The 13,801-nt window shown below is 58.3% G+C and carries 12 protein-coding genes, 1 tRNA gene and 1 pseudogene; 9 read left to right on the top strand and 5 right to left on the bottom strand.

Features of this window, described 5'->3' with window-relative positions; genetic code table 11:
* Positions 1-16 precede the first annotated feature (16 nt).
* The 7 genes from GFS31_RS16330 to GFS31_RS16360 all read left to right on the top strand — a co-directional run bounded on the left by GFS31_RS16330 (position 17) and on the right by GFS31_RS16360 (position 4,198).
* On the top strand, positions 17-625 hold the full coding sequence (locus GFS31_RS16330) for a tRNA-(ms[2]io[6]A)-hydroxylase (RefSeq protein WP_198805827.1): 609 nt from the start codon (positions 17-19) through the stop codon (positions 623-625).
* A 5-nt stretch (positions 626-630) separates the two neighbouring features.
* Positions 631-1,212, top strand: a complete 582-nt coding sequence (locus tag GFS31_RS16335; protein ID WP_198805828.1) for a GNAT family N-acetyltransferase — start codon at positions 631-633, stop codon at positions 1,210-1,212.
* A 75-nt stretch (positions 1,213-1,287) separates the two neighbouring features.
* Positions 1,288-1,857: a pantetheine-phosphate adenylyltransferase gene (coaD, locus tag GFS31_RS16340; protein ID WP_198805829.1), complete on the top strand. Its 570-nt coding sequence runs from the start codon at positions 1,288-1,290 to the stop codon at positions 1,855-1,857.
* The gene (locus GFS31_RS16345) at positions 1,749-2,492 is read left to right on the top strand and encodes a hypothetical protein (RefSeq protein WP_225907463.1); all 744 of its coding nucleotides are present in this window, start codon (positions 1,749-1,751) and stop codon (positions 2,490-2,492) included. Before coaD ends, GFS31_RS16345 begins: the two co-directional genes overlap by 109 nt.
* A complete protein-coding gene (gene ruvA, locus GFS31_RS16350) occupies positions 2,489-3,121 on the top strand; it encodes a Holliday junction branch migration protein RuvA (RefSeq protein ID WP_198805830.1) in 633 nt (210 codons plus the stop codon). Before GFS31_RS16345 ends, ruvA begins: the two co-directional genes overlap by 4 nt.
* Positions 3,122-3,227: 106 nt before the next feature.
* The gene (gene rpsO, locus GFS31_RS16355) at positions 3,228-3,497 is read left to right on the top strand and encodes a 30S ribosomal protein S15 (RefSeq protein ID WP_198805831.1); all 270 of its coding nucleotides are present in this window, start codon (positions 3,228-3,230) and stop codon (positions 3,495-3,497) included.
* Positions 3,498-3,622: 125 nt separating this feature from the next.
* Positions 3,623-4,198, top strand: coding sequence for a PAM68 family protein (locus GFS31_RS16360; RefSeq protein WP_198805832.1), 576 nt, complete (start codon positions 3,623-3,625; stop codon positions 4,196-4,198).
* An 82-nt stretch (positions 4,199-4,280) separates the two neighbouring features.
* On the opposite strand, the gene GFS31_RS16365 is transcribed toward GFS31_RS16360, so the two are convergent.
* Together GFS31_RS16365 and GFS31_RS16370 are read right to left on the bottom strand one after the other, a co-directional pair.
* Entirely contained in the window at positions 4,281-5,447 is a 1,167-nt protein-coding gene (locus GFS31_RS16365) for a hypothetical protein (protein ID WP_198805833.1), read from the bottom strand.
* Positions 5,448-5,626: 179 nt separating this feature from the next.
* The gene (locus GFS31_RS16370; RefSeq protein ID WP_198805834.1) at positions 5,627-6,766 is read right to left on the bottom strand and encodes a HetZ-related protein 2; all 1,140 of its coding nucleotides are present in this window, start codon (positions 6,764-6,766) and stop codon (positions 5,627-5,629) included.
* A 381-nt stretch (positions 6,767-7,147) separates the two neighbouring features.
* On the opposite strand from GFS31_RS16370, the gene GFS31_RS16375 reads away from it, so the two are divergent.
* Positions 7,148-7,804 carry a sugar transferase gene (locus GFS31_RS16375; RefSeq protein WP_198805835.1) on the top strand — a complete coding sequence of 219 codons (657 nt, stop codon included), beginning with the start codon at positions 7,148-7,150 and terminating at the stop codon, positions 7,802-7,804.
* 122 nt (positions 7,805-7,926) lie between these two features.
* Here GFS31_RS16375 and GFS31_RS16380 read toward each other — a convergent pair whose 3' ends face one another.
* Complete coding sequence (locus GFS31_RS16380; protein ID WP_198805836.1) at positions 7,927-8,898, bottom strand: DnaJ C-terminal domain-containing protein; 972 nt, start codon at positions 8,896-8,898, stop codon at positions 7,927-7,929.
* 1,029 nt (positions 8,899-9,927) lie between these two features.
* Positions 9,928-11,892, bottom strand: a pseudogene (gene dnaK, locus GFS31_RS16385) (molecular chaperone DnaK); the annotation flags it as partial.
* 293 nt (positions 11,893-12,185) lie between these two features.
* Here dnaK and GFS31_RS16390 point away from each other — a divergent pair.
* Positions 12,186-12,267: transfer RNA gene (locus GFS31_RS16390), tRNA-Leu, on the top strand.
* 225 nt (positions 12,268-12,492) lie between these two features.
* Here the strand turns inward: GFS31_RS16390 and GFS31_RS21515 are convergent.
* The gene (locus GFS31_RS21515; RefSeq protein WP_198805838.1) at positions 12,493-13,797 is read right to left on the bottom strand and encodes a ribulose bisphosphate carboxylase small subunit; all 1,305 of its coding nucleotides are present in this window, start codon (positions 13,795-13,797) and stop codon (positions 12,493-12,495) included.
* Positions 13,798-13,801 lie beyond the last annotated feature (4 nt).

A 13,801-nucleotide genomic window follows, 5' to 3' on the forward strand; every position in this document is an offset into this window, starting at 1 on the left:
TTTATCCAACTTCCCCATGCCCATTGCCGCTACCGTTAAACCCGCCACGATTAAATTTTTGGTAGAACCCACCCGCATGGAATGGGTAGATCAAGCCCTGGCAAACTTTGACACCATCCTGCTAGATCATGCCCAGTGCGAGCGCAAGGCGGCGGGGGTGGCCCTGAGTTTGATTAACCGCTATCCCTCGGATCGAGAACTGATCACCGCCCTGACGGAGATTGCCCAGGAGGAACTGGCCCACTTTGCCCAGGTGCATCAATGGCTGGAGCGGCGTGGCGTGCCTCTGCGGCCCCTGCATCCGCCGCCCTATGGGGCCAAACTGCGGGAACAGGTGCGCCCTGGGGAACCCCACCGTCAGTTAGATATTCTGCTGGTGTCGGCCCTGATCGAAGCCCGCAGCCACGAGCGTTTGGGGCTGTTGGCCCAGCACTGCCCCGATCCGGCCCTGGCGGGGTTCTATCGTAGTCTCATGGCTTCCGAGGCGCGGCACTACGGAGCCTACTGGGTGCTGGCCACCGGGCGCTTCCCTAGGGCTGAGGTGGACGCCCGTTTGGTGGAACTCGCCGAGGCCGAAAGCGCCATCCTCGCCACCCTGCACCCCGAACCCCGTATCCACAGCTAAGCCCAATGTCCCACGATTCCTTAATCCCTGATCCGTCCCTAGTGCCCAGTCATTCCGAACGTTCCAGCGGCTCCGAGGCGTCCGACTATCCCCCAGTACCCGACTATCAGGATCAGTTTCGGCAGTACCACATTCGGAGTTGGCAACCGTTGGATCGCCAAGCTGCCGGATCGGTCATCGCCACCGTGTTAGCGGAATATGGCCTCGGCTGGGAGCCTGAAGGCAGCGACCGAGATGCCCTGGAGGTGGAAGCCCACTATTGGCAAACCGGGGGCGAATTTTGGGTGGTGTTTGACGGCGAAACCCTGGTGGGCACGGCGGGCTACTATCCGGCGCACCGGGGGGAAAAGGCGGTGGAAATTCGCAAAATGTATTTGCGACCCTCGGCCCGTGGGCAGGGTTTGGGGCGATACCTATTGCGCCAACTGGAAGCCCGTATTCAGCAGCGAGGCTTTCGGCACATTTGGGTAGAAACGGCGTCGGTGCTGAAGGAGGCCGTGCAGCTTTACGAAACCAGCTACTATCTGCCCGCCGAAGGGGTGGAAACCGCCCGCTGTGACCGCATCTATCAGAAAACCCTGACCTAACCCCAAGGCGTGGCCCCCTTTTCTCACCCGTCCAGCGCTTCGCTATAATCGCTGCATCGACATTGAGACCGTGCGTTGATTGCCATTTATCCCGGCAGTTTTGACCCCATCACCCTGGGGCATCTGGACATCATTTCCCGTGGCAGTCGGCTGTTTGAGCGGGTGATCGTCTTGATCTCCCACAATCCCAACAAGGTGCCGATGTTCTCCATCGCCAAACGGATTGACCAGATTCAAACCTCGGTGCGCCATCTGGGCAACGTTGATGTAGATCACTTTGAGGGGCTGACCATTACCTATGCCCACCAGCACCAAGCCCAGGTGTTGCTGCGGGGGTTAAGGGTCTTATCTGACTTTGAGAAAGAGCTACAGATGGCCCATACTAATAAAACCTTGGCCGAGGACATTGAAACCCTGTTTTTGGCAACGTCTACAGAGTATGGCTTTCTGAGCAGCAGCCTAGTCAAAGAAATTGCCCAGTTTGGTGGCCCCATCGATCACCTTGTTCCTGACCATGTAGCGCGAGACGTTTACCAATGTTACGTCCAGACCCCACCGCCCTCAGCTCCGGCCAAAATGGATCCGCCGCCGAATCCAGCGCCAATGGCAACGCCGCCCACCTCGTCCCCAGCATCGGAGATGTAGATATTCAGCAGGAGCTAAACAAGCTGGAGGAGCTGATTTTGGGGAGCCCCCGCGTCCCCTTCAGTGGCCGCACCCTGGTGGATGAAGATCAACTGCTGGATCAACTGGATGCCGTTCGGCTCAATTTGCCCCCGGCTTTTCAGCAGGCGGTGCAGATTTTGCAGCAGCGCGACAATATCTTGGCCGAGGCCGATCGCTACGCCCAGGACTTGATCCAAGCGGCTGAACAACAGGCCGCCCAAATTTTGGATGAAATGGGCATTGTGCAGCAGGCCGAACAAATTGCCCGCCAGGTGCAGGCCCAGGCCCAGGCCGAATGCGACCAGTTGCGATCCAGCGTGCGGTCTGAGATCGAACAGTTCAAGCGCCAGTCCCAGCAAGAATGGGATGCCCAGCGCCAAAGTGCCCTCCAAGAGCAGGACATGATCCAACAAGAGGCCGACGCCTACGCCGACCGGGTGCTGTTCCAGGTAGAACAACAGCTCTCCCAAATGCTGAACATCATCCAGCATGGCCGAAGCCAACTCCAAACCGCCCAGCCCCCGGCCCCCGTGCCCAAGCGTCCCAAGGCGATTAAATCCACCTCTCCCCTGGATGCCCGCGCCCGTTCCAAAGGCCCGAATCCCAATCCATGATCAGCTACCTGAAGGGAATCCTGGCGGAGGTTCACAAGCCCGGAAACCACAAAATTATCGTTACCCTAGAGGTGAGCCACATCGGCTACGAGCTTCAGGTGCCTGCCCGTCAGTTATCTACCCTGCCCATCCTAGGCGAAACCACTCAGTTGTTTTGCCATCTGCAAGTGCGCGATGACCAAATGGTGCTGTTTGGCTTTGGCCAGCGACGTGAGCGAGACTTGTTCCTCCTGCTGACCGGGGTCAGCGGCATTGGCCCTCAAATGGCCTTAGCCCTGTTGGACACCCTGGGGGATCAAGACCTGGTACAGGCCATCGTGGCCGGAAATACCCGGCTGATTTCTAAGACCCCCGGTGTGGGCAGCAAAACCGCCGAACGGGTTGTCCTCGAACTCAAAACCAAGCTCCAGGACTGGCAAACTCAGGCGGGGTTCTCCCCCGTGCCCACCGGAGGCCCCATCGCCTCCATCCACGAGGAGGTGGAAATCACCCTCAGCGCCCTCGGCTACACCCAAGCAGAAATCCTCAAGGCCATCCAAACCGTGGCCCGCCACAGCACCGCCTCCAAAAGCAGCGACCCCGAAACCTGGGTGCGCGAAGCCATTACCTGGCTTAGCCAGCAGTCCTAGCCCTTCCTGGCCATTGCGCTTCTATGACCGCAGGGCGATCTATCGGGCTGCTGTGCTATAGTGAAAAATCCTGGCACAAATTCATTCTTAGAGAAGCATCCATCCCATGACTCTGTTGCAAGCGCGCAAGCAGGAACTCATTTCCGATTATCAAGTTCACGAAACCGACACCGGATCTGCCGATCTTCAGATCGCCATGCTCACCGAGCGCATCAACCTCCTCAGCGCTCACCTGCAAAAGAACAAGAAAGATTACTCCTCCCGCCGTGGTCTGCTGAAGATGATCGGCCATCGCAAGCGTCTGATGGCTTACCTGCAAAAGCAAGACAGCGAACGCTACCGGGCACTGATCCAAAAGCTCGGCATTCGCGGCTAGATTCATCCCGGCTCCGCCCTCAGCAACAGGAGCTTGGATACTGGCTAGGATCTAAACTAGGTCAGGAGATAGGTCTCTTGGCCTAGTTTGTTGTAGTTACTCCCAGCGTTAGGTTTTGGTTCGATATGGCTCCAGATTCTTCCTCCCGCCAGCGTCTTCCCTTTGAACCGGGCAAAAAGGGAAAGGGCGCAAAGCTTGATGCCGACGCCCCCAAGGCTTCTACCACCACACCCCCAGGAAAGCCAGGTTCAGGGAAGTCTAAGGCCACCCCTAGCCGCGATCCAAACGCGATTTCCCCCGCCGCTGCGGCCAAGGCCAAAGCCATCAGCAGCAAAGCCAAGGCCAGGGCCGAGAAAAAGACCCAAGCCCAACAGCGGGCCGCCGCCACCGCCATTCCAGAGGTGGTCAGTCAGCGGATGCTGCGGCGAATGCTGGCGTTTTCCGGCGTTCCCACCTTTCTTGGGGTGGCCACGTTCTTTGTCAGCTATGGGCTGATTGTGAAGGGCAATGTAGAACTGCCGCCCTACGCCGTTCTGCTCGTCACCCTGGGCTGTTTTGGCCTGGGCGTGGTGGGCCTTACCTATGGGGTACTGTCGGCCTCCTGGGATGAGGATCGCCCTGGTGATTGGCTGGGCCTAGACGAATTTCAGGTGAACTTTGGCCGCATGACCAGCGCCTGGGGCCAAAAAACTAAGGGATAGACCGATAGACTAGATCCTCAGGGCGAGTCATCCAGGAGGGCCATCCGGGGGAACCGTCGGAGGAACCGTCGGAGGAAAGCCCTTAGCGGGGATCTCGGTTCTCCTGCGCCTGGATGAGTTGATTGATTTGGGTTTCCATGGCCTTGAGCATATTGCTAACGGCCAAAAGCGTGGCGGTGGGCGTTTTGTCGATAGCAAGGTTTTCCTGGGCGCGATCACGAATGGCATGAATCCGTTGCTGGAGGGTTTGGGCAATGCCGAGGGCGTCGCGGCCTAGTTGCTCGATTTGTTGCTGCTGGTAAAACTTCAGCGCCGCTCCCCGAAGCACCTGGAGCGTGGCCTCCTCTCCGTGCTGCCCAGCCATAATGCGGAGGCGCAGCAGCACTCTTTCTTGCCGATATAGTCGCTCAATCTCCACCTGGCGGGTATTGGCTACGGGCAGCAGGGGCAGGTGGGTCAGCCGCTTTAGCTCGTTGATTACGCTTTGGAACATGTCTAGGTTGAGGTCTTCCAGCACAGCCTGCAAAACCCCATCCTGGCTGCGTAATACTCGGCCAACCTGGGCCTGTCGCTCAAAATATAGACGACCAATGCCCTCGCTGAGCACCTGCTGAACCAGTTCCTGCATGAGGGCTTTTGGCGATAGAGCTGTGAGGTTGCTGGCTGCACCACGGGGGAGGGTGGCTTCACTGAGGTCGAGCTGAAGCGGAGGATCGTCTTCCGGAGAGCTGGGTCTGGGCAGCGGATTCGGTGAAGCAGATTCGGCCTTAGGCGAAGCAGATTCGGCTTTAACCGAGGTAGGCGCGATGGGAATTTCCGTAGGGCTATCAACCACTAGGGTGGCCGAATCGTTGACCGCAGCGGTAGGCCATGCTGGAGTTTGGCCCGTGATCAACCAATTTTTCTTTTGTTTGAGCTTGGCGGCATAGCTGAGATACTGCGACAGGGTTTGTCGATGCCAGTCGGAGGCTACGGGCCACGGCACCACCGAGTAGTTAATGTAGGAAACCTGGCGGCGTACATAGTCTAGGGCCACCGTATCCGCTGGATCTACCATGCCCAAGTTCAAGTACCCAGCCTCAATGGAGAGGGGAATTACCTGGTGAAACAAACAGGCTTCAAAGGGGAGAATGCTGTCTACCAAGGACAGCATTTGGTCTATATTCAAACGACGATGGGCTACCGCATCATCACGATTAGCCAAAAAAGAGGGGTTCTCAGACGGCTCCGGGGTATCGGGTTCCGGCATGGCTCTGGTAAGGGGGATTCGGGGGTGAGGAGGGATGCGGTCTATCCTTGAGGCACACCTCTATCCTAGAGGTCGCACCCCAGGGTGAAGAGGATTGCACGCGAAACGTTACTTAACCCAGCGGGGCCTTGACCTAGGTGAAGCACCCAGCCGTCTAGCCTCTTCCGCTGTGCAAAACACTAGGTTCGCAGATCCTGGGTTCGCAGATCCTGGGCTTGGAGATAGATCTTGACCCATTGCCCCTGCACCTGTTTTGGTTTTAACCCCAGTTGCTGCGCCACATCGGACACAGACTGGCTCGACCGGGTGGCTTCAATGATTTGCTGCTGCTCTAGGCTGAGGGTTTGCCAAAAGGCTTGCCACTGGCTGGAGGTGAGGCCAAAGCTGTGCTCCTGAAGGGACGTTTTAAGCCAGTGCAGCACCAAGGTAGGTTGCTCCTTGAGGGCAAAGATTTTGAGGGCGTGGTAGCTGATTTTCTCCCGCAGGCGGTAGACCTGCTGCACAGGGAGGTTCATGGCCTGGGCAATTTGCTCTTGGGTGAGGCCCTGTAAATGCAGTTCTAGCCAGCGCACAGCCTCTTCACTGAGGTGGCGTCGGAGGTAGGTCGATAGGGCTTCCTTCACCTGCTGACGCTGCACCTGCTGTTCTAGGGCTTGCTGCTCCTCCTGATACTGGCTCCAGGCTTCACTGTCTAGCAGGCTGAGGGCATCGTCATCACCGTCGGGGGTGATCTCATCGGAGACTAGGCGCACCAACGTCCCGATGGGCACTTGGGTCATACCGCCCCGCTGGCTGCGACGCAGGTAGTTGACAAAGCGGTACATGATCAGGGGTTGGTTGCGAATGGGCCTTAGGCAGTATTCCTCTAGGCTAGCCAGCATCAGCAGGTTGCGCAGCCGGGGCTGATCGGTACAGATGCCAATCCACTGAATCTCATCCCCCAGGTAGCGATCACTACGCATCATTTCCTGGATGACTTCCTGCACCACGTCCACCACCGTGCGACGGCGATCCCGGCTGAGGGCAATCCATGTGCTAATTTTGCTACGAATTAAAAAAAGACCACTGAGGCGCTTGACCAGGCGACGATAGCCCTGCTCTGGACTCACCCCCCAATAGCGATCCTGCAAAATCCGATAGCGGTAGTCCATCGCCTGCTGGGCCATAGCCCATTGCTCCGGCGCTAGATGCTCTAGCCGTTCCGGCGGATGTCCTACCAACCACTTCGCAACCCCTTGATAAACCACATCCGGCTGATCAGGATAATCTGTTCGCATTCGCGCTAGCCACTGATCCGCCGTCTTATCTGTCATGCTCATGAACCCGCGTTCCTTCCTGCGCTGCTAAGCGCTGACGGTAGGCTTTCATCTTAATCGCTGTTTTGCCCAATGCTGCTTTGATTCCTAGGGCTGAGCCAACAGCGCTGGAATGAGCTTTGCGAACTTTACAACCTTTATTGAACCTTTATACTACCAGCTACCCTTCAAAGTTTTAGCGAAGCTGAGTGATATCACGGCCATCAACAGGGGCAAAACTCGATATCCTCACTGCATCGTATGTAGATATACGGTAGCTTTTCCGTATATATCCATGCGGAGCATCCACAAAATCACGTAAGTCACCATTCCATTGCTGAGTTGCTGTCGGCGGTATCGCCGTGATCCACTTTAGCTACGCTTGCACTACAGGGGCTCTCACCTATGCTAACTCTCCCACACGAACCACTTTCGCAACCCTCCTGGACTCGCTCTCATCCCTCCGTCACCTGCGCCATTAAGCGAACCCTCGATATGCTTGGAGCTATCGTCGGCCTTGCTGTCTTGGCGCTGATTAGCATCCCCATTGCCATCGCCATTAAACTCGATAGCCCAGGCCCGGTGCTCTATTCCCAAACCCGCTATGGTTTGCGAGGCAAGCCCTTCAAAATTTGGAAGTTTCGCTCTATGGTACCCAATGCCGATGATCTCAAGGCAACGGTGACGAATGAGGCCCAGGGGCTAATCTTCAAAAATGAAGCCGACCCCCGCATTACCCGCGTTGGTCGATTTCTCCGCAAAACCAGCCTGGATGAATTTCCCCAGTTTTGGAACGTGCTACGCGGCGAAATGAGCCTGGTGGGCACCCGCCCCCCCACCGCCGATGAAGTCTCCCGCTATCTTCCCCACCACTGGAAGCGCCTGAATGTAAAGCCCGGTCTCACCGGACAGTGGCAAGTCAGCGGACGATCTGCCATTAAGGATTTTGAGGAAATCGTGAAGCTCGATCTCATCTACCAGCGCATCTGGTCGCCCTGGTATGATCTCAAACTGATTCTGCAAACCGTGACGGTTTTGCTCAATCGCAAAGGGGCTTACTAGGGCCTGAACGCCAGATCTAACCCAAGCCCAGAACCCCGGTTTTGCGTCCCCTATGGCATGATGCCGCAGGAGGCGATCCCACAGAAACCGGGGTTTTCCTGTGGTTGCTGGCGGGGTTAGGCTCACCCCATTAAATGAGATCTCGGATTGAGGCTTTCCATTTGGCGCAGTTCTTCGTAAAGCGCCTTTTCTCGATCACTCAACCGTGTCGGAATCACCACCTCCAGCTCAATAATCAAGTCCCCTCGTTCCTGACCGATAGGATAGCCCCGCCCCACTAGGCGAATCCGCTGTCCGGTTTGGGCACCCTGGGGCAGCGTTGTCCGCTGGCGACCATCGAGGGTGGGAATGTCGATGGTGCTGCCGAGGGCGGCTTCGCTGGGGGTGATGGGCAAGCGGCAAAACACATCGCTGCCCTGAAGTTTGAATAACGGGTGAGGCTCTACCTCAATCCGCAGGTACAGATTGCCGCCGCCAACCCCCTGCCCCCGCAGGCGAATCCGCTGTCCGGTGATCATCCCCGCAGGCATTTGCACCTCCAGGGAACGGCCATCCTCTAGGCGAATCCGTTCCCGTCCACCCCGGAAGGCTTTTTCTAGAGGAACCGTAAGGTTGGCTTCGGCATCGCGGCGTCCACCCCGGCGGGGTTCCGGTGGTGGCTCCCGATAGTCGGCCTCGTTGGCATAGGCGGGGGCATCCACCGTTGACTGGGCCGAATCCCCACGACGGTTCAGGAGTTGGTCAACGAAGTTGTTGAAGTCTGGAAATTCCCCAAAGCCAAAGTCTTCTAGGGAAATTCGGCCCCCGCTGCGGTTGGGGGGGGCTCCACGGGTGGCGGCGGCTTCGGGCTGGCGCTGAAATCCCTTTTGCTTCCAATACTGGCTAAACCGCTCGTACTGAGATCGTTTGTCCGTATCCGACAGGATTTCGTAGGCTTCCCCCAGCAGCTTGAACTTTTCCTCGGCTACTTGGTCGCCGGGGTTGAGGTCGGGGTGATACTGGCGGGCTAATTTGCGGTAGGCCTGCTTAATGGTGCTAAAGTCGGCCTCCCTGGAAACTCCCAGAATCTCGTAGTAGTTCCGAAAGTTTTGCATATCGAGCGCTTAGGGATAATTAGGTGATCACAATGATTTGTAGAACGCATTTCGACTTCGCTCAATGCCCCTGCGCAACATAGCCAGGGGGTTGAGCCCAGTCGAAACCCAGAGCCAACATTAATTTTAATTTAGCCATTCTCTTGCGTAAGGATAGGTGATCGGGAAAGACCTGACCTAGAGCCATTCGTCGCGGCTGGCCCAATCGCTGCCATAGTCGGAGTCGGGCGGCGGGCTGGGGCGGCGGCTGGGCGGTTCGCGCCAGTCGGATTCTGGTGGGGTAGGGCGACGTTCTGGGGCATTGCCCTCGGCCCAGGGGTCGTCATCCCAGTTATCAGAACTTTGAGGGTGGTTGGGTGCAGGGCGGGATGGACTCGCTCCGTTGGCGGGGGGCGTTTGTCCAGAGGAACCAGAACCAGGGGCACCGGGGCCGTAGTCAGCCGTAGGTCTAGGGCTGAATCGTTCTTCCCTGGGGCGATCTTCCCTAGGATCCGGGGGCCGATTGGCTGGAGTGGAACCGTACCCGACCTCTGGTGCTAGGGGACGATTGGCAGGGGCGTTGTAGGGACGGTTGTCGTAGGAACGATCCGCGTCTGGGTTGCTGTAGCCCGGATTCGCAGGACGATTACCGTAGCCTAAATCCTGGCCAGGGCGGGCGTCTTGATAGCCCCGACGGCCATAGCCCGGATTGTCGTTAATGCCGGGGCGGTTATCAACAGGGCGGTTCTCGGCAGGGCGGTTGACCGGGGGCTGATTGGTGTAACCGGAAGGCTGGCCGTAGCTGGGACGATTATCGGCGGGGCGATTATCCCCAGGCCGATTGTCATACCCCTGGCGATCCGCGTTTGGATTGCGGTAGGTGTCGTAGGCTGCGCCGCCGTAGGTGGGTCGGTTGCCGCCATAGCTCGGCGGGTTGTAGCCAGAGGGTTGACCGTAACCAGAAGGCTGACCGTAGCTCGGTGGGGTGTAGTTAGAGGGCTGACCGTAACTGGGCGGCTGGCCGTAGTTTTGGCCCCCTCGGCTGCGGCTGTCGTAGTCCCAGTCGTCGTCCCAGTTGCCCCAGGAACCGCCCTGGTAGCCGTAGTTGGGGCGGGCGTCGAGGTCGTCGTCGAAGGCAAAGGTTTTCTTCAGGGTGTTGCCAATTTGGCCCAGAATGCCGCCTTCCTGGTCGTCCTCGGCTTCGTAGAGGTAGGCTTCGCGGTTGAGGTCGTAGAGTTCGTCTTGCAGTTCGGTTTGGGCGATGTCGATACCGCGCTCGTCCCCGCGTTCTAGGCCATCGCGCAGTTCTTGCACCAGGCTTTCGATGCGGCGGCGACGCTCACGGGCAAACTGCATCCCAAAATCCAGCGCTACCTCCCGCAGCAGGCGTTCGGCCTGGAAGGTGAGGGCTTCGGCGCGATTGCGTTTTTCCACCCGTTCCCGCTGCAAACGGTCGGTTTCGGCAAATTCCTCCGCCTCCTGGATCATCCGCTGCACTTCGCTTTCCTCCAGGTTGGCCGCGCCTTGCACCGTCAGGCTTTGCTCGCGCCCGGTGGTTTTGTCCATGGCCGACACCTGCAAAATGCCGTTGGCATCAATATCAAAGGACACCAACACCTGGGGCACCCCACGGGGAGCCGGGGGAATGCCCATCAGCTTGAAGCGGCCTAGGGACTTGTTATCCGCCCCCATTTCCCGCTCGCCCTGGAGGACGTGGACTTCCACGGAGGTTTGATTGTTCTCTGAGGTGGAGAAAATATCCGAACGCCGCACCGGAATGGTGGTGTTGCGGGGGATCACCTTTTTCATTACGCCGCCGATGGTCTCCAATCCCAGGGATAGGGAAGTTACATCCAGCAGCATGATGTCCTGCACCTCCTGGGTGAGGATACCCGCCTGGATCGCCGCCCCCACCGCCACCGCCTCATCGGGGTTGACGTTTTGGCTGGGTTCTAGGCCAATCAGCGACCGAACTAGGTCTTGGGCCATGGGCATCCGGCTACCGCCTCCCACCAGCACCACCTCGTCAATGTCGTTGGGCGACAGGTTGGCATCGCTGATGGCCTGCTTGAGGGGGCCGCGCAAACGGCTGATCAAATCTCCGCACAGCCCCTCAAACTGGGAACGGCTGAGGCGGGTTTCGATGTGCTTGGGGCCGTCCTTGGTGGCGGTGATGAAGGGCAGGCTAATTTCCGTCGTCGCCACGCCGGATAGTTCGATTTTGGCCTTTTCCGCCGCCTCGGTCAGCCGTTGCAGGGCTTGACGATCCTTCCGCAGATCAATCCCCTCCTGCTCTAGGAACTCCTCCGCCAGCCAGGTGACGATTTTTTGGTCAAAGTCGGCCCCGCCCAGTTGGGTATCCCCAGCGGTGGATCGCACCTCAAACACCCCGTCGCCCACATCCAAAATGGACACGTCGAAGGTGCCACCCCCCAGGTCAAATACCAGGATGGTTTGGTTGTAGGATTCATCGAACCCGTAGGCCAGAGCGGCGGCGGTGGGCTCGTTTAAAATTCGCTTCACATCCAGTCCGGCGATACGTCCGGCATTGCGGGTGGCTTGGCGCTGGGTGTCGTTAAAGTAGGCAGGCACCGTAATCACCGCCCCGGTGACGGGCTGGCCCAGGTAGCGGCTGGCCTCATCCGCCAGTTTCCGCAGCACCATGGCCGACAGTTCCTCCGGCGCAAAGTCTTTTTCCAGGCGAGGACAACGCACCTTCACATTGCCCACCTCGTCGCGGCGGATGGTATAGGGTACTCGCTTGGCGGCGTCATCCAGTTCCGCATACTTGCGGCCCATGTAGCGCTTGACGCCGTAGAACGTATTTTGAGGGTTCAGCACCGACTGCCGCCGCGCCAACTGCCCCACCAGACGCTCCCCTTCCTTGCTAAAGGCCACCACCGAAGGCGTGGTACGCATCCCTTCCGCGTTGGCAATCACCACGGGCTTGCCACCTTCCATGACAGAAACAACCGAGTTGGTGGTGCCTAGGTCGATGCCAACTACTTTTCCCATTCCCTTTGGCGTCTCCTTCGTGGTCGGTCTGCGAGGTGTCAGTCTGCAATCGGTCAGTCTGCAAGGTGCTGCCAGACTAGCACCGCAAAGGCACGGCATCTGCTGCCTGACTTACATCTTTCTTAATGATAGTCTGCCATGACCTAGCCTCACATTTTATCGCTTGCCCCACGCATTCGCGCTTCCCGATGGGCCAAAGGCTATCCGCGCCCAGTCCTTGGGGCATTCCAGCCAATTTCCCCGCCAGGGACTCCCCAAGCGATCATTATTTTGCTATGATCAGTCATCGACACGCGGATGTGGCGGAATTGGTAGACGCGCTAGATTTAGGTTCTAGTTTCGCAAGAAGTGAAGGTTCAAGTCCTTTCATCCGCATGACTGAATACCTCATTGGCCCAAGGCGTGAGGCGTTCCAAGACTCGTGATGGGCTAGTCAGGCTGGCTTTGGATAAGGCTGCTGCATTCTTTTAGCGATTGGGCCGTGGGCCAGTTCGGAGTATAAGAAGTCGTCTCTCCGGCTAGGTGGGAGAGATCGCAGCTTCTAGGGGCCATTTTGGCTAGGATCAACAGCCGATGCTGGGGTAAACATAGCGCCCGAACCTAGGGCCGCTGAATGGTGGTTTCCATCACCCGCCGTTTAGCGGCATCTATCCCAAACACTCGTACATAATGGCCCCGATGGTCGTTGAGGCAATCGGCAAGTTGGGCGAGGGCATCGGTAGGTGAAGTGGGGGCAATGGTGCGGCAGCTTTGCCAAGATCCGGTCTTAAATCGACGGGGCTCCACATACTCGACGCCGATGGCATGGCCTTGGCTGACGAGGGTTTGCACGTGCTGGGCCACGGTTGGATCGAGGGCAGGCTGTGATGCGAACTCCGTCGAACGATGCGCGTTGGCGGTGGGCTGGGATGGTTCGATGGGCACGGCTGGGGCATACCCATCGGTGGTGGGCTGGGGTTGAGGGATTGGACGAGGATCGGCGGGGGGCGCAACGGCGGCGGGTGCTGGCGGCGAAAAACGGTCTTGGGAAAGGACTTGGTTATACTCCCGCACGAGGCGCATATCCCGCAGGCGCTGCTGTTCCTTCACCATGAGGTTGCCCTGTTCGATCAGGTGGGGCAAGCTGAAGTTGGGTGGGCGAAAGGTGGGCGGCTGGGTCGTATTCACCACCGAGGGGCCGACCTTGGCGATGCCCACCCGGTCGATGAAGGCTTCGATTTGCTCATCAAACAGGCGCGACCGCAGCGCCCCATAGAAATCCACCGACTGATCTAAAAAGTGATCGACGAGGGTGGTCACATCCTGGGGTGAGAGGCCATCTTCAGAAAAAATGCCGCCCACGATGCCGATTTTGTCTTCGCGGCTGGGTTCCCAGTAGAACTTTTCCATCCGCCCATCTCGCACGAGGGGCGCGTAGAGGGTAGCGAAGTCGTTGCCCGTGACCACGATGGGTACCCGATGGAGGGGGGTGTCGTCGTAGCTGCCGGGAAGCTGCACGTTGGTGGGGTTATCGGCAATGTTCATCAGCGTGGCGTTCACAAGCTGGGTATTCACCGTATATTGCGTGCCCGCATCCACCCGGCCCGCCCCGGCATCGAGGTCGTTGATCATCAGCACGGCCATCTTGCCCCGCACCCGAATTAGCTCCGCCGCCTCCCGGTAGCGCAGCCGAATCAGACGGGCTGGATCGCCTGCGTCGGGGCTTTCTAGCTCCCCGGCTGAAATGTGAACCACCTCCACCCCCATGGCCTGGTAGACCAATTCGCACTGGAAGGTTTTGCCCTCGCCCTTGCGCCCGTGGATGCCCAAAATCAACGGCACCTTCACCTTGGGCAGGTCGATAAAGTTTTTGGTGATGTGAACCGCCAGCTTTTTCAGAAAACGGGGCGCAATATAAAAGGTCATGGGG

It is taken from the genome of Leptolyngbya sp. BL0902, from assembly GCF_016403105.1.
Lineage (GTDB): Bacteria > Cyanobacteriota > Cyanobacteriia > Phormidesmidales > Phormidesmidaceae > Nodosilinea.

Excerpts from the sequence above, each read along its gene's own strand:
- GFS31_RS16330 (WP_198805827.1), top strand. The coding sequence starts at position 17 with ATGCCCATTGCCGCTACCGTTAAACCCGCCACGATTAAATTTTTGGTA.
- GFS31_RS16335 (WP_198805828.1), top strand. The coding sequence starts at position 631 with ATGTCCCACGATTCCTTAATCCCTGATCCGTCCCTAGTGCCCAGTCAT.
- GFS31_RS16345 (WP_225907463.1), top strand. The coding sequence starts at position 1,749 with ATGTTACGTCCAGACCCCACCGCCCTCAGCTCCGGCCAAAATGGATCC.
- ruvA (WP_198805830.1), top strand. The coding sequence starts at position 2,489 with ATGATCAGCTACCTGAAGGGAATCCTGGCGGAGGTTCACAAGCCCGGA.
- rpsO (WP_198805831.1), top strand. The coding sequence starts at position 3,228 with ATGACTCTGTTGCAAGCGCGCAAGCAGGAACTCATTTCCGATTATCAA.
- GFS31_RS16360 (WP_198805832.1), top strand. The coding sequence starts at position 3,623 with ATGGCTCCAGATTCTTCCTCCCGCCAGCGTCTTCCCTTTGAACCGGGC.
- GFS31_RS16365 (WP_198805833.1), bottom strand. The coding sequence starts at position 5,447 with ATGCCGGAACCCGATACCCCGGAGCCGTCTGAGAACCCCTCTTTTTTG.
- GFS31_RS16370 (WP_198805834.1), bottom strand. The coding sequence starts at position 6,766 with ATGAGCATGACAGATAAGACGGCGGATCAGTGGCTAGCGCGAATGCGA.
- GFS31_RS16375 (WP_198805835.1), top strand. The coding sequence starts at position 7,148 with ATGCTAACTCTCCCACACGAACCACTTTCGCAACCCTCCTGGACTCGC.
- GFS31_RS16380 (WP_198805836.1), bottom strand. The coding sequence starts at position 8,898 with ATGCAAAACTTTCGGAACTACTACGAGATTCTGGGAGTTTCCAGGGAG.
- GFS31_RS21515 (WP_198805838.1), bottom strand. The coding sequence starts at position 13,797 with ATGACCTTTTATATTGCGCCCCGTTTTCTGAAAAAGCTGGCGGTTCAC.